The organism is Microbacterium hanjuni (genome assembly GCF_043556395.1).
GTDB lineage: Bacteria > Actinomycetota > Actinomycetes > Actinomycetales > Microbacteriaceae > Microbacterium.
On sequence record NZ_JBIGIK010000001.1, the window covers coordinates 573,800 to 594,046 of the forward strand.

Genomic DNA, 20,247 nt, shown 5'->3' on the forward strand with positions numbered 1-20,247 from the left:
TAGACATCGACCTACCAGGTCCTGCTTGCCTGGTACCACGCGAACCACCCTGGTGAGCCGATGCCCCATCGGGGGCGATGGGACATGTTACGCACCCCATCCCGCGCGTCGTCCGCTGGGCCCCGCTCGCGTTGCTCGGATACCGCCTCCAACCGATCGATCTGATCCCCGACGTAATCCCGGGCCTTGGGATCACAGACGGCCTCATCATCGCTGCCCTCGTACTCAGGTTGATGATCCACCGCGCCAGAGTCGAGCGATCAGCCGACACTGGCCAGCAACCAGTTAGCGATGGGGACATGTCTTGCGGGAATTCGGGTGCTGTTCGTGGGACATCTGTCCCTGGAAATCAGCCTGATTCGGACATCTGCGCCTGGAATTTACAGTGCGGACGCCCCGAACGACGCTTTCCGAGCGGCAATCAATATGGATGGCGCGGAAGTAGGGGGCAACCCCCGGGGTGAGCTACGAGGCCTGGGCCGTCGAACGGTAATCAGGCACATTGGTGCCGCGTGCAAGACCTACTGACTACCGAACGAGCAGGCCAACGAGATTCTTTGTCGGCCTGCCGTAGACATCATGGCTAACGAGTGCTTGGAGACACCAACGCCTCGATTCGGCCTCGGCGTCGAAATCGTGAAGCAGCGCGGCTCCAGATGACAACCGTTCAGCGAGCTCCGGAAGAATCATGAGTCCAATTCGTCCGCGCACATCGGCGACCAGACTGTCCAATTCATCGAGTTCGCCGAACGGCGAGGGCGGACTCTCCAACCAACCATCAGGCAAACCTCCGGCCGCCTCGACGCATCGCTGTATCGAGCTAAACATCTCATCCACTTCCCCCGGAGAAAACTCTCCGCTGAGGCCAAAGTTGCCAGGAACACTCGCAAGCATGTTGGCGAGCCAAACGCCCGCTATCAGCCGATAATCGGGCAATACGCCTTGCTGTCCTTCCGCGACAAACAGACGATGCAGGTCGCGAATCACCCAGGCGGCGGAACGTGGCTTCTGGCGTAGCGTCGCAGTTGCGAGAGCGCACTGATACGGGGCCACCCCGAGGACAAAGCCGTCGTAGTCGCGGGACAAGCCGAAAGCAGCGTCGATCATCCGCGGATACTGTCCTGGGCTGATCGCCCAAGCCTCCAGCAGACTGGCTCCATCTTCATCTGAGATCTCGCCGGCAGTGATCGCTAACGACAATTCGAGCATTCCGCCTACGTAGTCACCCGGCCCTCCCGCATACCCTTCCCTGGACGGAACTACATCAGCGGTCCGTAGCGCGCTGACACGCTGCGCGTAGTGATGCAGCAACGAGAGATCATCGATGGCGAGCGACGCAAAGCTGCGCAAATAGGGCGTGTCGAACCTCAGCTCAACCAGCAGCTCCAGAATCTGCTCGATGGAGTCGGCATCACCCCAGCGCGCCCCGTCGAGTGCCCCGACGACCGCAGGGATATCGATGCGATTGCTAACTCGACGATGCTGACGAAGTATTTCGGGAACGATCGCCGACCGTTGGACCGCGTCGGAAAGACGAAAGACGCGATAGTTGTGGCTTCCCCACATCCTCTGCGCGCTCAGGATTCGTTCGTTTGTGGAACCGGCTGCCACAACGAGATGGAAGAAGAAGAGCGGCTTTGCGAGCTCGGCAGAGGGCTTACCAAACACTTTCAGGGCATTGTTCGCCAGCCCGGCCGATGCCGTGCTCTCCACCTCGAAGACAAACAGCGGAACGTCGTTGTAGTCCGCTGCTGTCCACGAAATGTCAACTGCCGCAGTCTTCCCTACAGAATGTTCGCGGATAGTCGCATACCCCAGCGCTTCGCCTAACCGTTCCAGAGCGTCGATCACGGACCGCCCGTCTGAAAGGGTGTGTCTCACGGCCTTGGCAGCGATCGCCCAGGATCACACGACCTACGCATCCCGGCCGTCAAACCATCTGATGGGAAGGTTGGAGAACCCACTCACTCGCTGCTCCAACAGCTCGGCGCGCGCGCGAAGGAACTCATCTGGGTTCGCTAACGCCTCTAGCAGCGGTCCTTCCGGCAACAACTGCGATGCGAGACCGTTAGCTCGGGTCGCGCTGAGAAAGCTCCCTCGATCGCGTCGCATCTGACGTGCGGATTCGCGGGACATCAGCACCATACCTAGCACGCGTAGGTGCAAATCACCCTCGCCTCTAGGGAACAAGCTGACAACTGCGGCGCTTCCTGCCGGGTCTTCGATCACCTCACCCGTACGCAGATCGCGGGGGTCTTCGGAAGCGAGCATTGAGATGAAGGCTGACCAAGGATTACGACCCCGAAGGCCTCTCAATCCCTGCACAGCGCATCGCCTGCGTGCGAAAGGCGGACCAGCTCGGGTTGAATATCGTCGGCGAATACCTGGAGCCTGGACGAAGCGCTACCGAAATGAGCAAGCGCCTCGCCTTCCAGGAGATGCTCGAACGCATCCGCCGGGATCGCGATGTCGACTTCGTGATCGTCTACAAACTCAGCCGCTTCGCCCGCAACCGCATCGATGATGCCTTGGTGATGGCCGACCTGCAGAAGCGCGGCGTCGTCCTCATCTCCGCAACCGAGCAGATCGACGACTCCCCCGTCGGCCAACTCATGCACGGCATCCTCGCGGCCTTCAACGAGTACCGCTCGAAGGAGGACGGTGCCGACATCGCCTACAAGATGGGCCAGAAAGCCAAGAGCGGCGGCACACTCGGAAAGGCACCGCTCGGCTACCTCAACGTCACCGACACCGTCGACGGACGCAAGATCAACACTGTTGCCGTCGATCCCGAGCGCGCTCCGTTCGTCAAACTCGCTTTCGACCTTTTCGCCACCGGCGAGTACACGATGGACGACATCGCCGGAGAGCTCAGCCTGCGAGGTCTCACTACCCGGCCAACAATCTCGCGGACTGCCGGAGATGTCTCGTCCTCGAAACTCAGCCGCATGCTCCGTGACCGGTACTACCTCGGGGAGATCAGTTACAAGGACGAGACCTTCGACGGACGCCACGAAGCCATCGTCGACCAAGACACCTTCGATACCGTTCAGGGCCTGCTCGAGAGCAGCGGCAAAGCCGGCGAACGCAAGCGGATCTACGAGCACTACCTCAAGGGCAGCGTCTTCTGCGGTGAGTGCCACCTCCAGCGCGGAACAGCAAATCACCGCATGCTCATCCAGCGCGCGGTCGGGCGCAACAAGTCCGAGTACTTCTACTTCTTCTGCGCGGGACGTCAGCACGGACTGTGTACATCGCGCCACCTGCCCATCCACGCCGTCGAGGACGCCATCGAGAACCACTACCGAACAGTGCGACTGCAACCCGACTTCATCCAGTGGGTTCGCGACGCCATCGACACCACACTCCGCGACCAAGTACGCGCACAGCGGCTCCTTCGCAACCAGCTGACCACCCGACTCACCCAGCTCTCGGTCAAAGCCGACAACCTCGTCGAACTCGTCGCGGACGGCGGAATGGCGTCAGCGAAAGCCGTTGCGCGTATCCGAGAGATCGAGACCGAGAAGCGTCAGGTCGAGGCCGAGCTGACGAACGTCTCAGACGATCTCACGGAGGGAGCGACCTGCATTCGCGGCTGGCTTGAACTCCTTGACGACCCCTACCAGCTCTACCTCTCGGCGAGCGACGAGATGCGGCGACGTCTGAACCAAGCCATCTTCAACCGCCTGTGGGTTGTCGACCTCGACCGAGTCGACGCCGAGTTATCAGACCCCGCGCGCGAGCTCGTCGAGGCGCAGATGCGGTGGCAGGCACTTCGTGCAGAGACGACGCCACCAAACGACAACGCCCGCCCGCCTACAAAGACGAAGCGGGCGTTGACTACTTATCCGGCCGTTGACGATGTCAATGTTTGGAGTAAGCGTTCTTTGGTGGACCTGAGGGGACTCGAACCCCTGACCCCCTGCATGCCATGCAGGTGCGCTACCAGCTGCGCCACAGGCCCTGACGTTGCCTCAGAAGGCAACCCCCCTAGATTACTACATCCGATCCCCCGGCACGAACCAGGGCGGGGGTGGCGGCCGTCAGTCTCGCGGAGCGGGGGCCGGCAGCTCGATCGGAACGACGGGGCAGTCCTTCCACAGGCGCTCCAGTCCGTAGAACTGGCGCTCCTCCTCGTGGAAGACGTGCACGACGAGGTCGCCGAAGTCGAGCAAGATCCAGCGGGACTCCTGGCGGCCTTCACGCCGCAGACGTTTGTGTCCTGCTTCGAGCAGTTCTTCTTCGATGGCGTCGGCGATCGCCGCGACGTTGCGCTCGTTGCGCCCCGTGATGATCAAGAAGATGTCGACGAGGGGAAGGGGTTCGGACACGTCGAGCGCGACGAAATCGTCGCCGCTCTTCGCGTCGGCAGCGCGAGCTGCGATCTGCAGCATCTCGCGCGAGTTGTCGGTTGCGACCATTTATAAAGCTCCGGTGGTGAATGCGAGCACGAGCAAGCCCGCGACGGTGACGAGAAGGGCGCCGGCGGTGATGGCGAGCGCCACCACCAACCTGCTGCCCTTCTCCGGGGCCGGCGGCCGGATGATCTCATCGTTCGTGCGAACGGTGCTGATCGCGGCGCTGGCGGCGATGGGGGTGGGGGAAGAGGCGGCAGGAAGCTCGCCGTCGACGAGGACAGCGTCGACGTCCTTGCCGTCGTGCACTCCGGGAGCGTGGCCCATGGAGCCGAGCCCCTCGGGGAGATCGAAGCTGCCGGTGATCAGAACCTCACCGGTGGCGGTGACGGGCGCGACCAGCGGAGCCGCTGACGGCGTCTGCGACAGGATCAGGGCGTTCGGGGTCGAGGTCGACCCGCTGGCCGAAGCGTTGCGCGCGATGAGCTGGTCGAAGGACGGGGGCAGCTGCACGATCGGGGGCTCGGCCTCGAGGAGACCCGCACCCAGGTGCGGATTGACCACGACTCGCGGCTGCTCGACCTCGTCGGCCGTCGTGTCAGCCGTCGCCGCACCCGGCACGTCGACGATGATCGCCGGTGCGCTCTCGGGAGCTTTGCTCGGCGCCGCCGCGACCGGCTCCGCGACGTCGTCGTGCTGCTCGGGAGCCGCCGACACGTGATCGGGGGCGATGATCGGCACGGATGCTGTGCGGATGCGCTCGTGCTCGCGCGCCTGCCTGCGGGTCAAGGGCGTGACGCCCAGATCTTGTCCCGCTTCGGGGGCGAGCGCCTGTGCGACGGCGGGGACCGGCTCCGCCTCTGCGGGCTCTTCGGCGTCGGCGTTCTCGTCGGCGGGGACATTCTCGGGCTCTGAGGATTCGGGCTCCGACGCCTCGGCGGGGACGTCCTCACCGGCGGCCTCGGGAGCCGGCCCCGACTCCGACTCCGCCTTGGCAGCCGGCTCCGACTCCGATGGCTCGTCGACGACCGGCTCGGACTCCGACGGCTCAGCTGCCCCGGAGGTCTCGGGAGCGACGGGGATGGACCCAGATGCCTGACGCGCCAGCGCGTCTTCCTCGGCTGCCTCGGCGCTGACCACGGGGGTTGCGCCGGTGTGACGGATCTCGCGCAGTCGACGGCGCGTCAAAGGAGGAGTTGCGGGCTGATCTGAAGTGCTCATGCCTTGCTCCGATAGAGGTGATGCTTCGCGATGTACTGGACGACGCCGTCGGGCACGAGGTACCAGACCGGATTGCCCTCGCGAACGCGGTTGCGGCAGTCCGTGGACGAGATCGAGAGTGCGGGGATCTCGAGCTGGCTCACGTTCTCACTCGGCAGACCGTCGGTGCTCAGCACATGGCCGGGCCGCGAGACGGCGACGAAGTGGGCGAGGTTCCATAACTCATCATGGTCCCTCCAACTGAGAATCTGCGCCACCGCGTCGGCTCCGGTGATGAAGAAGAGCTCGGCGTCGGGTCTTTCCGCTTTGAGGTCGCGGAGCGTGTCGATCGTGTAGGTCAGGCCGCCGCGGTCGATATCGACGCGGCTCACCGTGAACTGGGGGTTGGATGCTGTCGCGATCACCGTCATCAGATAGCGGTGCTCGCTGGGCGTGACCTTCTCCTTCTGCCACGGGCGACCCGTGGGAACGAAGATGACCTCGTCGAGGTCGAAGGACTGCGCGACTTCGCTCGCCGCGACCAAGTGGCCGTGGTGGATCGGGTCGAAGGTTCCACCCATGACTCCGATCCGCGGAGCGCGCGTCGTCGTCATGCAGTGGGCCTCAGTGGCCGTGCCCCTCGCGCGTCGGAGCGGGGTGCGTGCGGGCGTAGGCCTCCGCCTTGTGCGCGTGACGGTTGGCGACGTTGCGGTAGGACAGCGTCACGAGACCGAGAGCGGCGAACACGGCCAGGGCGATGAGTCCGAAACCGACGGTCTCCAGGGCGACGTTGCCGTGTTCGGCTTCTTCGGCGGCGAACGCGATCAGCGTGGCGGTGGTCATCGGAGCTCCTGTTCGGGGTCGCGCGGAGGAGTGCGCGAGGTCAAGTTTAGGCGGTCAGGCGCGGGTCTGCCCGTTACCGCGCGCCAGCCACTTGCTCGTCGTGAGCTCCGCGAGACCCATGGGGCCCCGCGCGTGCAGCTTCTGCGTGGAGATACCGACCTCCGCGCCGAAGCCGAACTCGCCTCCGTCGGTGAACCGGGTCGAGGCGTTGACCATGACCACGGCCGAATCGACTTCAGCAAGGAAGCGTTCAGCGCTGTGCGCATCTTCGGTGATGATCGACTCGGTGTGCTGCGTGGAGTACTGGCGGATGTGCGAAAGCGCCTCGTCGAGGTCGTCCACGACCCGGACGGCGAGGTCGAGGCTCAGGTACTCCGTCGCCCAGTCCGCCTCGGTCGCCGGCACGACGGCAGCGTCGAAAGCGGCGACGCGTTCGTCTCCGTGCACGGTGACACCGGCGTCGGTGAGAGCGCTGAGCACGGCCGGCAGGACCCGCTCGGCCGCTTCCTGGTGCACGAGCACCGTCTCGACGGCGTTGCAGACGCTCGGACGCTGCGCCTTCGCGTTGACGATGATCTCGCTCGCCCAGTCGGCCCGTGCGGTGGCGTCCAACACGATGTGCACGATTCCCGCCCCGGTCTCGATGACGGGCACGAGCGATTCGGTGACGACGGTCTCGATGAGCTGGGCACTCCCCCGCGGAACGAGCACGTCCACGAGCCCGCGGGCCTGCATGAGCGCCTTCGCGCCCTCTCGCCCGAGGTCGTCGACCGTCTGGATGGCCTCGGGGTCGACGCCGTTCGCTGCGAGGGCGGCCCGCATCGAACGCACCAGCGCCGCGTTGGTCCGCTCGGCGGCCGTACCCCCGCGCAGCACGACCGCGTTTCCCGAGCGCAGAGCGAGTGCGGCGATGTCGACCGTGACGTTGGGGCGGGCCTCGTAGATCGCGCCGACGACCCCGAACGGCACCGAGAGCTTCGTCAGCATCAGCCCGTTGCCCAGAACACGCTCGTCGAGCACGCGTCCGACCGGATCGGGCAGCTCGGCCACCTCGCGCACGGCTGCGGCGAGAGCGGCGACACGGGCTGTGTCCAGGCGCAGCCGATCGAGCAGGGCGTCGCCGATGTCGGCTATGCGGCCTCGCTCGAGATCCTCCGCGTTCGCCGCCACGATGTCGGCGGTATCACTCGTGATCCGCTCGGCGATGGCTTCGAGCACGGACGTCTTCTCGGCGTTGCTCAACAGCCCGATCGACCGCGATGCGTCCTTGGCGTGCAGCATCCGCTCTCTGGCGAGATCTGTCGTTGCGCTCATCGGGTCAGTGTATCGACGGCTCGGATCGTACCCGTGTCCGGACGCGCCTCCGGGTTGGGCGAGAACCAGGTGCCGATCTCCGCTCCTCGCAGAGCGTCGCCCACCCGATCGGCGCTCGTCACGAGCACGCCGACTCCGGATGCTGCGGCCACCCGGGCGGCGGACACCTTGGTCGCCGCTCCCCCGGTGCCGACACTGTTGACGACGACGGTGCCGAACTCGTACCCGCCGAGATCGTCGCCGTAGTCGACGGTCTCGATCGGACGCGCGCCGGGCTCACCCGGGGGTCGGGTGTACAGGCACTCGATGTCGCTCAAGAGGATCAGCGCGTCGGCGCCCACGAGCTGCGCGACAAGGGCGGCGAGTCGGTCGTTGTCACCGAAACGGATCTCGTGGGTGGCGACCGTGTCGTTCTCGTTGACGATGGGGAGGATGCGAAGACCCAGCAGCCGTTCCATCGCGCGGCGTGCATTCGAGCGCGGCGTCGGGTTCTCCAGGTCGCCCGCGGTGAGCAGCACCTGTCCCGCGAGCAGCCCGTGGCGATCGAGCGCGGTTTGATAGCGCCACATCAGCACAGCCTGACCCACGGCAGCTGCCGCCTGCTGCGTCGCGAGATCATTGGGGCGACCGCCGAGGTCGAGCAGCGGCAGCGCCGTGGCGATCGCTCCGGAGGAGACGAGGACGATCTCCGTCCCCGCTGCTGTGGCATCGGCCAGAGCATCCACGATGGTGTCGATGCGATGCGCGCCGTCACCGCTGATCGATGACGAGCCCACCTTCACCACGACGCGGCCGGCCCCGGGAAGGTCGGCGCGACTCAGGGCGGTCATGCCCCCTCGTCCTCCGTCTCGCGGAGAGCGCGGCGTTCGGCCTCGTTCTGCGCGCGGGCGTCGGCCCGGGCGTCCATCCGCTCGTGGTAGCGCTCGCGACGCTGATCCGTGGTGCGACGCGGGTTGAGATCGAGCCGCGGGTCGGTACCGCGAGGCGCGGTCATCAACTCGGCCGCCGATGTCATGGTGGGGTGCCAGTCGAAGATGATCCCGTCGCCCTCGCCGATGACGACCGTCGCGCCGGCGGTCGCGCCGGCGCGGTACAGCGCGGTCTCCACGCCGAGGCGCTCGAGACGGTCCGCGAGGTAGCCGACGGCCTCTTCGTTCTGGAAGTCGGTCTGCTGCACCCAACGCACCGGCTTCTCGCCGATGACCCGATAGACGTCGCCGTAGGTGCCGCCCTCGACACGCACGGTGAACTCCTTCTCGGAACCGCGCGGTCGGATGACGATGCGCTCCTGCACGGGGGCCGCGGCGAGGGCGATGCGATGCTGCTCGACGATGTCGCCGAGCGCGAAGGTCAGTTCTCGCAGTCCCGCCCGACTCACGGTCGAGATCTCGAAGACCGGGTATCCCCGCGCTTCGAGTTCGGGGCGCACGAGGTCGGCCAGCTCCTTCGCCTCCGGCACGTCGATCTTGTTCAGCGCGATGACCTGCGGGCGATCGAGCAGCGGGATCTGGCCCTCGGGCACCGGGTAGGCCGCGAGCTCGGCCAGGATCACGTCGAGGTCGGAGATCGGATCGCGACCAGGATCGAGCGTGGCGCAATCGAGCACGTGCACGAGCGCCGTGCAGCGCTCGACGTGACGCAGGAACTCCAGGCCGAGACCGCGGCCCTCGCTCGCACCCTCGACGAGACCGGGAACGTCGGCGATCGTGTAGCGCACCTCGCCCGACTGCACGACGCCGAGGTTGGGGTGCAGGGTCGTGAAGGGGTAATCCGCGATCTTGGGCCGAGCAGCCGAGACGGCGGCGATGAGGCTCGATTTCCCCGCAGACGGGAAGCCGACCAGGGCGATGTCGGCGACGGTCTTCAGTTCGAGAACGAGATCGCCCGCCCACCCGGGGGTCCCGAGGAGAGCGAAGCCGGGGGCCTTGCGCTTCGGCGACGCCAGAGTGGCGTTGCCGAGTCCGCCGAGGCCGCCCTGCGCGGCGACGAACCGCATGCCCGGGGTGATCATGTCCACGATGGTCTCGCCGTCGACGTCTTTGACGACGGTGCCGACGGGCACCGGCAGCTCCACAGCCTCGCCGGCAGCGCCGGAACGGTGATCTCCCATACCGAAGCCGCCGTTCTGCGCGGTGCGGTGCGGTGAATGGTGGTACGACAGCAGGGTGGTGACCTGAGGATCGGCGATCAGCACGACGTCGCCGCCGTGCCCGCCGTTACCCCCGTCGGGGCCCGCGAGGGGCTTGAACTTCTCGCGCTTGACCGAGACGCAGCCGTTGCCGCCCTTGCCGGCACTCAGGTGCAGGGTGACGCGATCGACGAACGTGACCATGAGCTGCGTTCCTTTCGTGCTGGATGAAAACAAGGGAGGGGGCGGGCATATGCCCGCCCCCTCCGAAAACCGTGTCGGGACTCGGATTACTCCGCAGCCGCGACGATGTTGACGACCTTGCGGCCACCCTTGCGGCCGAACTCGACCGCTCCGGCCGAGAGGGCGAACAGCGTGTCGTCGCCACCGCGGCCGACGTTCGCGCCCGGGTGGAAGTGCGTTCCGCGCTGGCGGACGATGATCTCGCCGGCGAGGACGACCTGACCGCCGAAGCGCTTCACGCCGAGGCGCTGGGCGTTGGAGTCGCGACCGTTACGAGTGGAGCTTGCGCCCTTTTTATGTGCCATCTCTGCGTCTCCCTGGCTTTACTTGATGCCGGTGACCTTGACGCGCGTGAGGTCCTGACGGTGTCCCTGGCGCTTCTTGTAGCCGGTCTTGTTCTTGAACTTCTGGATCACGATCTTCGGACCGCGCAGCTCACCGAGAACCTCAGCGGTGACGCTGACGCTCGCGAGCTTTTCGGCGTCGGTCGTGACAGCGTCGCCGTCGACGAGGAGCACGGCGGGAAGCTGCACCTGGTCGCCCACGGACGCGGCGAGACGGTCGAGGACGACGATCGTGCCGACCTCCACCTTTTCCTGGCGGCCACCGGCGCGCACTACTGCGTAAACCACTTCACACCTGTTTCGTTCGGGAGCATGCTGCTCCGGTTTGTCTGATGACGGAAATCGTGGTGACTCTGTCCGTGTTCCGCTTAGCCCGGCGCTGGCCGTTTCCGGCTTCATCGGGGGGCTTGGGCACGAACGCACCAAAGGGAAATGCTACCTGATGCCGGGCCACCTGGCAAAAGGACACCACGGGCGTGTCGCGGGCGGGTCTCCCCCGCCCGGCGTCGGGCGCTTTCCCGGCCGTGATCGCGTCCTAGGATCGCGACATGGCCGTACTGATCGACGACCCCCGGTGGCCGGCACACGGACGGCTCTGGGCGCACCTCGTCAGTGACAGCGACCTGCTCGAACTTCATGCCTTCGCGCAGGCCAACGGCATCCCTCGTCGCGCTTTCGACCTCGACCATTACGACGTGCCCGATGAGGCGCACGCGAGGCTGGTGGCGGCGGGCGCAGAGTCGGTCGACGGCCACGAGCTCGTCCGCAGACTCCTCGCGTCGGGACTCCGTGTCACGGCGCGAGAGAGACGCGAACGAACCTGAGCGCTCAGGCGTCGTCGACCGGCGACGCCGATATCGGCGTGCCGCTCAACGCAGCCGTCGACACGCGCCGACGAGAGCGCCCCTGTCCGGGGGCCTTCGGCTCCGGCAGGGCGCTCAGCACGGAGTCCAACAGCGATTCCTTGTCGTTGCGCGGCGCGGTCTTGGCAGCCGGCTCGGCACGCTTCCTGCGGGGCTTCTTCGCGGGTTCGGCGACGGCCACCGGTTCCACCGGCGCCTCGACGACAGGGGCCGCAGCCTCGTCGCCGGACGGCTGGATGGTGGAGGCGGCGATCTGCGCGAGGGCCGACTTCACACCCTCCGTGATGACATGCGTGCCACCGTTGGCGGTGGGCGGCGAGGAGTTGCCGTTCGCGTTGCCGCCACGGGAGCGGCGGCCGCTCTGCGCGCTGCTGCCGCTGCTGGTGCTTCCCGAGGAGCGGTGCTTGACGACGGGATCGTGGTGCACCACGACGCCCCGACCGGCGCATACCTCGCAGGCCTCGCTGAAGGTCTCCAGCAGACCGAGACCCAGCTTCTTACGCGTCATCTGCACGAGGCCGAGCGAGGTGACTTCGGCGACCTGGTGCTTGGTCCGGTCGCGGCTGAGGCACTCGATCAGCCGACGCAGGACCAGATCGCGGTTGGACTCGAGCACCATGTCGATGAAGTCGACGACGATGATGCCGCCGATGTCGCGCAGACGCAGCTGGCGCACGATCTCTTCGGCCGCCTCGAGGTTGTTCTTGGTGACGGTCTCTTCGAGGTTTCCCCCCGAGCCGACGAACTTCCCCGTGTTGACGTCGACGACCGTCATGGCCTCGGTGCGGTCGATGACCAGAGATCCGCCCGAGGGCAACCAGACCTTGCGGTCGAGCGCCTTCTCGATCTGCTCGGTGATGCGGTAGTCGTCGAAGGGGTCGCCGTCGCCCTCGTAGGACTGCACCCGCTCCTGCAGGTCCGGAGCGACGCTGGCGAGGTACGTCGAGATCGTCTGCAGCGCGTCCTCACCCTGGATGAGCATCTTGGTGAAGTCCTCGTTGAAGACGTCACGCACGATCTTGACGAGCAGGTCGGGCTCGGAGTGCAGCAGCGCGGGCGCCTGGATCGACTCGACCTGGCGGCTGACGTGCTCCCACTGCGCGGTGAGTCGCTGCACGTCGCGGGTCAGCTGATCCTCGGTGGCGCCCTCCGCCGCGGTGCGGACGATGACACCCGAGGATTCGGGCAGCACCTCCTTCAGGATCTTCTTCAGACGCGCCCGCTCGGTGTCGGGGAGCTTGCGGGAGATGCCGTTCATGGCGCCACCCGGAACGTAGACGAGGTAGCGGCCGGGCAGGGAGATCTGGCTCGTCAGACGAGCACCCTTGTGGCCGATCGGATCCTTGGTGACCTGCACGAGAACCTTGTCGCCCGACTTGAGGGCGAGCTCGATGCGCCGGGGCTGGTTTCCGGTCTCGGCGGCGTCCCAATCGACCTCGCCGGAGTAGAGCACCGCGTTGCGGCCGCGGCCGATGTCGACGAAGGCGGCTTCCATGCTGGGCAGCACGTTCTGAACGCGGCCGAGGTAGACGTTGCCGATCAGCGAGGCGTCCTGGTTGCGAGCGACGTAGTGCTCGACGAGCACGTTGTCCTCGAGAACGGCGATCTGCACGCGGCCGTTCTTGGAGCGCACGATCATCTCGCGGTCGACCGCCTCGCGGCGGGCGAGGAATTCCGCTTCGGTGACCACGGGGCGACGACGTCCGGCTTCGCGCCCGTCACGGCGACGCTGCTTCTTCGCCTCGAGACGGGTGGAACCCTTGATGCGCTGCGGCTCCGTGATGAACTCGACTGCGCGTTGCCGAACCGGCGGCGCGGCCGGCTCTGCCGCGGGCTCGTCCGCGTCCGAACCTCCACGACGACGGTTGCGACGACGCACCGTCGAGACGCTCTCGCGGGGGGACTCCTCCACCTCGGCGGCGTCGTCCTCCTCGGCGGCGACCGGAATCACGGCGGGCGCGTAGAAGTGCAGCTGAGTGCTCACGGCCGAGACGAACACCTCGGGAAGGAGCCCGAGCGAGACGGCGGTGAGGGGGCCGGAATCAGCATCCGCTGTCGGCTCGTCCTCGATCACGGCGTCCACGATGCTCTCGACCGCCTCGGCCGCTTCCGCGTCACCCTCAGCCGCGGTTTCGGCCGCAGCGTCGACCGCGGACTCGAGCGTCAGCGCCACGGCGCGTTCCTCGTCGACCTCGGCGAGATCCTCGGCATCGAGCGCGGCGACGGTATCGACGTCAGCCGATTCGCCCCCGATCTCGGCGTCGACGGCGGCTGTCGTCTCAGCCGTCAGCCGCTCGGGCGTTCCCCCCTCGAACTCGCCGGGGAAAACTTGCGTGTTGTCATCTGTCGCGTCGGCCATCACTGGCTTACTCCCTGCGGGCGATACCGCGCGTCACCCGACGAAATCTCGTGCGGCAACACACCCGGCGTGCCGCGAACTCAATACGGTCTGCAGCCGGCCCGAGGCTCGGGCTGCAAGGGCGTCCATCGCCCGAAGTCTGTCGTGATGCGTGTGCGGCGCGGCCGCGGCGCATCACCGACCATTATCGCACTCTCCGGCTGCGCGTGTGCACAGGCTCCCCGATCGCGGCCGTCACGCAGATTTTCCCCCAAGGCTCCGGTGCCATAATCCGAGGCATGAGCACTCCTTCCCGATCGCCGCGCCCGACCGCGCTGGCCGTCTGGCTCGTGATCGCCGGCGTCGTCGGATGGTGGGCGGCGTTCTCCCTCCTGACGGAGCGCATCCACCTGCTGGAGGACCCCGGGGCCTCCGCGTCCTGCGACTTCAGTCTGCTCATCCAATGCGGCGCGAACCTGCGGTCCTGGCAGGGCAGCCTGCTCGGCTTCCCCAACCCGGTCATCGGCCTGGCGGCGTGGATCGCGCCGATCGTGGTCGGCGTCGCCCTGCTCGCGGGCGCCCGCTTCGCGCGCTGGTTCTGGTGGCTGTTCGCGCTGGGCACCGCGGGCGCGTTCGGGTTCGTCGTCTGGCTGATCGGTCAGAGCATCTTCGTGCTCGGCACCCTTTGCCCGTGGTGCATGGTGACGTGGGTCGTGACGATCCCCACGTTCTACGCGGTCGTGCTGCATGTCCTGCGCACGGGCATCGTGCCCGTCGGCGCCGGAGTCCGCCGCGCCGCCGAAGCGCTCATGGGCTGGTTGCCCCTGCTCGCGGTCGGCAGTTACGTCGTGATCGCCGTCATCGCGCAGCTGCGCCTCGACGTGATCGGTTCTCTCGGATAGAGCGGATGCTGCCGCTCAGGCGAACCAGATCGCCAACTCGCGGTCGGCCGACTCGGGGCTGTCGCTGCCGTGCACGAGGTTCTGCTGGACGGCCAGTCCCCAGTCGCGCCCGAAATCGCCCCGGATCGTGCCGGGTGCCGCCGTCGTGGGGTCGGTCGTGCCCGCCAGGGAGCGGAAGCCTTCGATGACGCGGTTTCCCGCGAGACGGATCGCGACCGAGGGGCCGGAGAGCATGAAATCGAGCAGCGGCTCGTAGAACGGCTTGCCCTCGTGCTCGGCGTAGTGCTCCTCGAGGGTCGCACGGTCGGGCTCGGCGAGGCGGATGTCGACGAGGGCGTATCCCTTGGCCTCGATGCGGGCGAGGATCGCTCCGGTGAGGCCGCGAGCGACACCGTCGGGCTTCACGAGGACAAGGGTTTCTTCGGTCGCCATGGGTCAGTCTCCGTTCGATGGGCCGGGGTCGGCCAGTGCAGCGTTCCGGCGGTCCAGTGCCGCCCCCTTGATCGTGGCATACGCCCACATGCCTCCGAAGACGAGGGCGACGAACGCGAGCGCGGTCACGAGGAACGCGCCGAGCGCGAGGATGATCTGCAGCGCCCACCCCAGGCCGATCGCCCACCGGTGGCGCAGCAGTCCTGACGTGACGATCATGGCCAGGGCGAGCGCCGTTCCCCCGACGATCCCCCACCACGGGGCGATTCCGGCGGGCAGCACCCGCAGGCCGTAGACGACGAGTCCGCCCAGGAACACCACGATCGACTCGAAGCCCAGCACGATCGATCCGAGCGACTCGGCGGCCCCCCGGGCGCGCCTCGGGCGCGACGGACGTCGCCCAGGGCGCTCGGCGGTGGTCACTGCTGCCACCCGGATTTCCAGTCCTCGAGGTCGGACAGGCGCATGGCCTCTCCGGCGAGCACGACGGAACCGGCGATCACCACGGCACGACGGTCGGATGCTGTCGCCCACTCGCGGGCGGCGTCCGCTGCCTCTTCCAGATTGGGGTACACCGTGACCGTCATGTCGCGCTCCTCGGCGAGGTCGGCGATCACGTTGGGGTCGCCCGCGCGGTCGCTGTTGGGAGCAGTCGCGAAGATGCGCGCGGCGACCGGTGCGATCGCCTCGACGATGCCGGCGGCGTCCTTCTCCTGAAGCACCCCCAGCACGACACCCCACTCGTCGAACTCGAACGATTCGCGGAGGCCCGCCGCGAGCGCCCGAGCGCCGTGCGGGTTGTGCGCCGCGTCGACGAGCACCGTCGGTTCGATACCGATCAGCTGCAATCGGCCGGGTGAGGTCACACCGCCGAGTCCGTCGGTCACCACCTCTCCCGACAGGCTGCCGAAGAGCGACTCCACGGCGGCGATCGCGAGGGCGGCGTTCGCGCCCTGGTGGAATCCGTACAGCGGGAGGTACTCCTCGTCGAACATGCCCGACAGTCCGCGCACGGCGATCAGCTGACCGCCGACGGCCAGTCGCTGCGCCGTCAGCGCGAAGTCCTCACCCTCGAAGGCGATCGTGGCGGAGTGCTCGCCGGCCGCCGCTCGCAGGACGGCGGCGACTTCGGGCTCCTGCCGGGCCGAGACGACGGCGGCGCCGTCCTTGATGATGCCCGCCTTCACCCCCGCGATCTTCACGACCGTGTCGCCGAGGCGATCGGCGTGGTCCATCGCGACGGGGGTGAACACCGCCACGTCGCCGTCGGCGGTGTTCGTCGAATCCCACGATCCGCCCATCCCGACTTCGAGCACCAGCACATCCACGGGCGCGTCGGCGCACACCACGAAGGCCAGTACCGTCAGCAGCTCGAAGAACGTCAGGGGCGCGTCGTCCTCCGCGGCGAGTTCCGCGTCCACGAGGTCGACGAACGGCGCGATCTCCTCCCACGCCTCTGCGACGGCGGCATCCGCCACGGGTTCGCCGTCGATGAGGATGCGTTCGGTGAAGCGCGTGAGGTGAGGACTCGTGAACAGTCCGGTCCGGAGCCCCAGTGCGCGCACGAGACTCTCGATGATGCGGGCGGTCGAGGTCTTCCCGTTCGTCCCCGTCACGTGGATCACGCGATAGGTGCGCTGCGGGTCGTCGAGCAGCTCGAGCACGCGGCGGGTGCGCTCCACCCGCGGCTGCACCCACTGCTCACCCTGACGGGTCAGCAGAGCGCTGTAGACAGCATCCGCTCGTTCACGGTCGTTCATTCGCCGCTCCTCTCGGTCAAACGCGTCACGGCCACGGTGAAGGGGGCGACGTTGGCGAAGGCGCCGGCGGAGTACTCCGCCTCGTGCTCGGAGGCTGTGCCCGGAGTGGCACGCAGAGTGCCGCGGGCGAGCGAGGTGCTGCCGTCGGAAGTGACGACCGAGACCTCTCTCGCGAGGGTCTCGCCGGCGACATCGGCCACATCGAAGGCCGACACGACGGCCGCCGCATCGTCGTCCGAGCGGAACGAGAGCACCAGACGGATGCGATCGCTGACGTCGAACGCCGCCGCCTTGCGCGTCTCCTGGACCGCGCGGATGACGTCGCGCGCCAGCCCTTCGGCCTCCAGAGCCTCGTTCGTCGTGGTGTCCAGCAGCACGAACCCGCCCGATGCCAGCACCTCGAGGGCCTCCCCTTCGGGGCGTCCGGAGGTCTCGACGACCAGGTCGTACTCCCCCTCCTGCAGGGCGACACCGCCGGAGACCACGGAACCGTCGACCTCCGACCAGTCGCCCGCGCGGGCTGCCTGGATGACCTGCTGCACCTGCTTGCCCAGACGCGGTCCGGCGGCACGGGCGTTCACGGTGAGGCGGTGCGAGATGCCGTAGGCGGCCGGAGTGTCGTCGGCGAGCTCGACGAGCTCGAGCTCCTTGATGTTCAGTTCGTCCTTCACGATGTCTTCGAACTGGGCCAGGCCTGCTGCTCCGGCAGTCACGACGGTGAGGCGCGGCAGGGGAAGACGCACGCGCTTGCCCTGCTTCTTGCGCAGCGCGTTGGCGACGCTCGAGACCTCGCGCACAGCGTCCATCGCGGTTCGGATGTCGGCGGACGCGTCGAAAGCGGCGGCGTCCGGCCAGTCGGTCAGGTGAACGCTGCGCCCGCCTGTCAGTCCCTGCCAGACGCGCTCGGACACCAGCGGGATGAGCGGCGCGGCCACCCGCGTGACCGTTTCGAGCACCGTGTAGAGGGTGTCGAACGCCTCGGTGGTGGTCGGGTCGTCGCTGACGCCCAGCCAAAACCGGTCGCGCGAACGGCGGATGTACCAGTTGGTCAGCACCTCGGCGAAGTCCCGCAGGCGCTCGGCGGCCGTGGTCGAATCCAGACCCTCGAGGTCGGCGGCGACGTCGCGGACGAGGTCGCCGGTCAGGGCGAGGATGTAGCGGTCGAGCACGTCGGTGGAATCGGTTCGCCAGGTCGCGTCGTACCCCGAGCTGTCCGCGGCGTTCGCGTAGGTCGAGAAGAAGTACCACGCGTTCCACAGCGGCAGGAGGAACTCCCGCACCCCCGCCCGGATGCCCTCTTCCGTCACGACGAGGTTGCCCCCGCGCAGAACCGAACTCGACATGAGGAACCAGCGCATCGCGTCCGAGCCGTCGCGGTCGAACACCTCGCTCACGTCGGGATAGTTGCGCAGCGACTTCGACATCTTCTGCCCGTCGCTGCCCAGCACGATCCCGTGTGCGGACACCGCCCGGAACGCGGCGCGGTCGAACAGGGCGGTGGAGAGCACGTGCATGACGTAGAACCAGCCGCGGGTCTGACCGATGTACTCGACGATGAAGTCCGCCGGCGCGTGATCGTCGAACCACTCGCTGTTCTCGAACGGATAGTGCACCTGCGCGAACGGCATCGAGCCCGAGTCGAACCAGACGTCGAGCACGTCCTCGACACGACGCATCGTGCTGCGTCCGCTCGGGTCGTCGGGGTTCGGACGCGTCAGCTCGTCGATGAACGGACGGTGCAGGTCGACCTCACCCTCCGTGTTGCGCGGCAAGCGGCCGAAGTCTGCCTCCATGTCGGCGAGCGACCCGTAGACGTCGAGGCGCGGGAACGCCGGGTCGTCGCTCTTCCACACCGGGATCGGCGAGCCCCAGAAGCGGTTGCGGCTGATCGACCAGTCCCGCGCACCCTCGAGCCACTTGCCGAACTGGCCGTCCTTGACGTTCTCGGGCACCCAGGCGATCTCGGCGTTGTTCTCCAGCATCCGCTCCTTCACGTCGGTGACGCGGATGAACCAGCTGGAGACCGCCTTGTAGATCAGCGGATTGCGGCAGCGCCAGCAGTGCGGGTAGGAGTGCTCGTAGCTGGCGGTGCGCAGGAGGCGCCCGGCCTGGCGCAGCAGGCGGATGAGCGGGGTGTTCGCGTCGAGCCACAACTCCCCCGCCACCTCGGTGACGTCGGGGAGGAAGCGGCCGCCGTCGTCGAGCGAGAGGATCGTCGGGAGGCCCGCCGCATCGGCGAGGCGCTTGTCGTCCTCACCGTAGGCGGGTGCCTGGTGCACGATGCCGGTGCCGTCGGTGGTGGTGACGTAGTCGTCGGCGAGGATGTGCCAGGCGTCCTGGGTGCCCCACTTCTCGGCATCGGCGTAGTAGTCGAAGAGGCGGTCGTAGGCAACGCCCGTGAGGTCATCTCCGGTGACCGTCTGCACGACGGCCTCGCGCGCAGCATCGGCCGATTCGTATCCGAGGTCTTTCGCGTAGCCGCCGAGCAGATCCTCGGCGAGGAGGTAGCGGTGCGCGGCGGATTCGACCAGGTCGTGCTGCTCTCCGACGGCGTGATCGCCGTCCGTCGGATCGTGGTGCACGTCGGCCGCGCCGGCAGGACCGGCGGGAACGACGACATAACGGATGCTCGGGCCGACGGCGAGCGCGAGGTTCGTCGGCAGCGTCCACGGCGTGGTGGTCCACGCGAGCGCCCGCACGCCGGTGAGGCCGAGGGCCTCGGCCTTGGCTCCGACCAGCGGGAAGGTGACGGTGACCGAGGGGTCCTGGCGGGTCTTGTAGACGTCGTCGTCCATGCGCAGCTCGTGGCTGGACAGGGGCGTCTCGTCGCGCCAGCAGTAGGGCAGCACCCGGTAGCCCTCGTACGCGAGTCCCTTCTCGTGCAGCGTCTTGAACGCCCAGAGCACCGACTCCATGTACGTGGTGTCGAGCGTCTTGTAGCCGTTGTCGAAGTCGACCCAGCGCGCCTGGCGCGTGACGTAGTCCTGCCAGTCGCGGGTGTACTCGAGCACCGACTCGCGCGCCTTCGCGTTGAAGGTCGCGACTCCCATCCGCTCGATGTCGACCTTCTCGGTGATGCCGAGCTGCTTCATCGCCTCGAGCTCGGCGGGCAGGCCGTGGGTGTCCCAGCCGAACACGCGCTCGACCTTCTTGCCCCGCATGGTCTGGAAGCGGGGGAAGAGGTCCTTGGCATAGCCGGTCAGCAAGTGTCCGTAGTGCGGCAGGCCGTTGGCGAACGGCGGGCCGTCGTAGAACACCCACTCCTCGGAACCGTCGCGCTGGTCGATCGATGCCTGGAACGTGCCGTCGGCGTCCCAGAAAGCGAGGGTCTGCTCTTCGATGGCGGGAAAGCGCGGGCTCGGCGCGACGGGCGCCGTCGGGCTTGAGGCATCGGCGGCGGAGCCGAACGCGGACTTGGGATAGGTCATGTCACTCCAGCAGGTTGGGAAGATCAGCCTGCGAGGACGACCCGAGCGGGCCGCGGTACCACCCCGCGTGCCTCCCCCGGTTGCACTGGCGGAGACC

Annotated in this window: 18 protein-coding genes, 1 tRNA gene and 1 pseudogene; 4 read left to right on the forward strand and 16 right to left on the reverse strand. The window is 67.3% G+C overall.

From position 1 onward, the window contains the following. Window positions 1–77 precede the first annotated feature (77 nt). Entirely contained in the window at window positions 78–464 is a 387-nt protein-coding gene (locus ACFXP5_RS02940; protein ID WP_394543451.1) for a YkvA family protein, read from the forward strand. A 64-nt stretch (window positions 465–528) separates the two neighbouring features. Here the strand turns inward: ACFXP5_RS02940 and ACFXP5_RS02945 are convergent, their stop codons facing one another. Next, complete coding sequence (locus ACFXP5_RS02945) at window positions 529–1,851, reverse strand: hypothetical protein (RefSeq protein WP_394543452.1); 1,323 nt, start codon at window positions 1,849–1,851, stop codon at window positions 529–531. Window positions 1,852–2,339: 488 nt separating this feature from the next. On the opposite strand from ACFXP5_RS02945, the pseudogene ACFXP5_RS02950 reads away from it, so the two are divergent. Then, a pseudogene (locus ACFXP5_RS02950) lies at window positions 2,340–3,005 on the forward strand (recombinase family protein); the annotation flags it as partial. 883 nt (window positions 3,006–3,888) lie between these two features. On the opposite strand, the gene ACFXP5_RS02955 reads toward ACFXP5_RS02950, so the two are convergent. From ACFXP5_RS02955 to rplU, 10 genes are all read right to left on the reverse strand, one after another. Next, window positions 3,889–3,964 (reverse strand) — tRNA-Ala (locus ACFXP5_RS02955). Between the two features lie 79 nt (window positions 3,965–4,043). Beyond that, window positions 4,044–4,421 carry a ribosome silencing factor gene (gene rsfS, locus ACFXP5_RS02960; protein WP_394526812.1) on the reverse strand — a complete coding sequence of 126 codons (378 nt, stop codon included), beginning with the start codon at window positions 4,419–4,421 and terminating at the stop codon, window positions 4,044–4,046. Further along, on the reverse strand, window positions 4,422–5,576 hold the full coding sequence (locus ACFXP5_RS02965; RefSeq protein WP_394526814.1) for a hypothetical protein: 1,155 nt from the start codon (window positions 5,574–5,576) through the stop codon (window positions 4,422–4,424). It abuts the gene before it with no gap. Further along, a complete protein-coding gene (nadD, locus tag ACFXP5_RS02970) occupies window positions 5,573–6,169 on the reverse strand; it encodes a nicotinate-nucleotide adenylyltransferase (protein ID WP_394526816.1) in 597 nt (198 codons plus the stop codon). The genes ACFXP5_RS02965 and nadD overlap by 4 nt, the downstream gene beginning before the upstream one ends. 10 nt (window positions 6,170–6,179) lie before the next feature. Continuing rightward, a complete protein-coding gene (locus tag ACFXP5_RS02975) occupies window positions 6,180–6,398 on the reverse strand; it encodes a hypothetical protein (protein ID WP_394526818.1) in 219 nt (72 codons plus the stop codon). 54 nt (window positions 6,399–6,452) lie between these two features. Further along, window positions 6,453–7,712, reverse strand: a complete 1,260-nt coding sequence (locus ACFXP5_RS02980; protein ID WP_394543454.1) for a glutamate-5-semialdehyde dehydrogenase — start codon at window positions 7,710–7,712, stop codon at window positions 6,453–6,455. Then, window positions 7,709–8,542, reverse strand: a complete 834-nt coding sequence (gene proB / locus ACFXP5_RS02985; protein ID WP_394543455.1) for a glutamate 5-kinase — start codon at window positions 8,540–8,542, stop codon at window positions 7,709–7,711. The genes ACFXP5_RS02980 and proB overlap by 4 nt, the downstream gene beginning before the upstream one ends. Further along, a complete protein-coding gene (obgE, locus tag ACFXP5_RS02990) occupies window positions 8,539–10,044 on the reverse strand; it encodes a GTPase ObgE (protein ID WP_394526823.1) in 1,506 nt (501 codons plus the stop codon). Before obgE ends, proB begins: the two co-directional genes overlap by 4 nt. Window positions 10,045–10,130: 86 nt before the next feature. Continuing rightward, entirely contained in the window at window positions 10,131–10,388 is a 258-nt protein-coding gene (gene rpmA, locus ACFXP5_RS02995; RefSeq protein ID WP_394526824.1) for a 50S ribosomal protein L27, read from the reverse strand. Between the two features lie 18 nt (window positions 10,389–10,406). Further along, window positions 10,407–10,715 carry a 50S ribosomal protein L21 gene (gene rplU, locus ACFXP5_RS03000; RefSeq protein WP_394526825.1) on the reverse strand — a complete coding sequence of 103 codons (309 nt, stop codon included), beginning with the start codon at window positions 10,713–10,715 and terminating at the stop codon, window positions 10,407–10,409. Between the two features lie 260 nt (window positions 10,716–10,975). Between rplU and ACFXP5_RS03005 the strand changes: the two genes are divergently transcribed. Further along, entirely contained in the window at window positions 10,976–11,251 is a 276-nt protein-coding gene (locus ACFXP5_RS03005; protein ID WP_394526827.1) for a DUF4031 domain-containing protein, read from the forward strand. A gap of 4 nt (window positions 11,252–11,255) precedes the next feature. On the opposite strand, the gene ACFXP5_RS03010 is transcribed toward ACFXP5_RS03005, so the two are convergent. Beyond that, on the reverse strand, window positions 11,256–13,649 hold the full coding sequence (locus ACFXP5_RS03010; protein ID WP_394543456.1) for an Rne/Rng family ribonuclease: 2,394 nt from the start codon (window positions 13,647–13,649) through the stop codon (window positions 11,256–11,258). A gap of 278 nt (window positions 13,650–13,927) precedes the next feature. On the opposite strand from ACFXP5_RS03010, the gene ACFXP5_RS03015 reads away from it, so the two are divergent. Continuing rightward, window positions 13,928–14,530 (forward strand): vitamin K epoxide reductase family protein, encoded by a 603-nt coding sequence (locus tag ACFXP5_RS03015; RefSeq protein ID WP_394543457.1) that lies wholly within the window; start codon window positions 13,928–13,930, stop codon window positions 14,528–14,530. A 15-nt stretch (window positions 14,531–14,545) separates the two neighbouring features. Here ACFXP5_RS03015 and ndk read toward each other — a convergent pair whose 3' ends face one another. The 4 genes from ndk to ileS form a co-directional block, all read right to left on the reverse strand. After that, window positions 14,546–14,962 carry a nucleoside-diphosphate kinase gene (ndk, locus tag ACFXP5_RS03020; RefSeq protein WP_394543458.1) on the reverse strand — a complete coding sequence of 139 codons (417 nt, stop codon included), beginning with the start codon at window positions 14,960–14,962 and terminating at the stop codon, window positions 14,546–14,548. Between the two features lie 3 nt (window positions 14,963–14,965). Further along, window positions 14,966–15,304, reverse strand: a complete 339-nt coding sequence (locus tag ACFXP5_RS03025) for a DUF4233 domain-containing protein (RefSeq protein ID WP_394543459.1) — start codon at window positions 15,302–15,304, stop codon at window positions 14,966–14,968. A 77-nt stretch (window positions 15,305–15,381) separates the two neighbouring features. Continuing rightward, complete coding sequence (locus tag ACFXP5_RS03030) at window positions 15,382–16,722, reverse strand: bifunctional folylpolyglutamate synthase/dihydrofolate synthase (RefSeq protein ID WP_394543460.1); 1,341 nt, start codon at window positions 16,720–16,722, stop codon at window positions 15,382–15,384. After that, window positions 16,719–20,150 carry an isoleucine--tRNA ligase gene (gene ileS, locus ACFXP5_RS03035; RefSeq protein WP_394543461.1) on the reverse strand — a complete coding sequence of 1,144 codons (3,432 nt, stop codon included), beginning with the start codon at window positions 20,148–20,150 and terminating at the stop codon, window positions 16,719–16,721. Before ileS ends, ACFXP5_RS03030 begins: the two co-directional genes overlap by 4 nt. Window positions 20,151–20,247 lie beyond the last annotated feature (97 nt).

Coding starts and splice junctions, on each gene's coding strand:
- ACFXP5_RS02980 (WP_394543454.1), bottom strand. CDS start 7,712: ATGAGCGCAACGACAGATCTCGCCAGAGAGCGGATGCTGCACGCCAAG.
- ACFXP5_RS03015 (WP_394543457.1), top strand. CDS start 13,928: ATGAGCACTCCTTCCCGATCGCCGCGCCCGACCGCGCTGGCCGTCTGG.
- obgE (WP_394526823.1), bottom strand. CDS start 10,044: ATGGTCACGTTCGTCGATCGCGTCACCCTGCACCTGAGTGCCGGCAAG.
- ACFXP5_RS03030 (WP_394543460.1), bottom strand. CDS start 16,722: ATGAACGACCGTGAACGAGCGGATGCTGTCTACAGCGCTCTGCTGACC.
- ileS (WP_394543461.1), bottom strand. CDS start 20,150: ATGACCTATCCCAAGTCCGCGTTCGGCTCCGCCGCCGATGCCTCAAGC.
- rsfS (WP_394526812.1), bottom strand. CDS start 4,421: ATGGTCGCAACCGACAACTCGCGCGAGATGCTGCAGATCGCAGCTCGC.
- ACFXP5_RS02975 (WP_394526818.1), bottom strand. CDS start 6,398: ATGACCACCGCCACGCTGATCGCGTTCGCCGCCGAAGAAGCCGAACAC.
- ACFXP5_RS03005 (WP_394526827.1), top strand. CDS start 10,976: ATGGCCGTACTGATCGACGACCCCCGGTGGCCGGCACACGGACGGCTC.
- ACFXP5_RS03010 (WP_394543456.1), bottom strand. CDS start 13,649: ATGGCCGACGCGACAGATGACAACACGCAAGTTTTCCCCGGCGAGTTC.
- ndk (WP_394543458.1), bottom strand. CDS start 14,962: ATGGCGACCGAAGAAACCCTTGTCCTCGTGAAGCCCGACGGTGTCGCT.
- ACFXP5_RS02940 (WP_394543451.1), top strand. CDS start 78: ATGGGACATGTTACGCACCCCATCCCGCGCGTCGTCCGCTGGGCCCCG.
- nadD (WP_394526816.1), bottom strand. CDS start 6,169: ATGACGACGACGCGCGCTCCGCGGATCGGAGTCATGGGTGGAACCTTC.
- proB (WP_394543455.1), bottom strand. CDS start 8,542: ATGACCGCCCTGAGTCGCGCCGACCTTCCCGGGGCCGGCCGCGTCGTG.
- rpmA (WP_394526824.1), bottom strand. CDS start 10,388: ATGGCACATAAAAAGGGCGCAAGCTCCACTCGTAACGGTCGCGACTCC.
- ACFXP5_RS02965 (WP_394526814.1), bottom strand. CDS start 5,576: ATGAGCACTTCAGATCAGCCCGCAACTCCTCCTTTGACGCGCCGTCGA.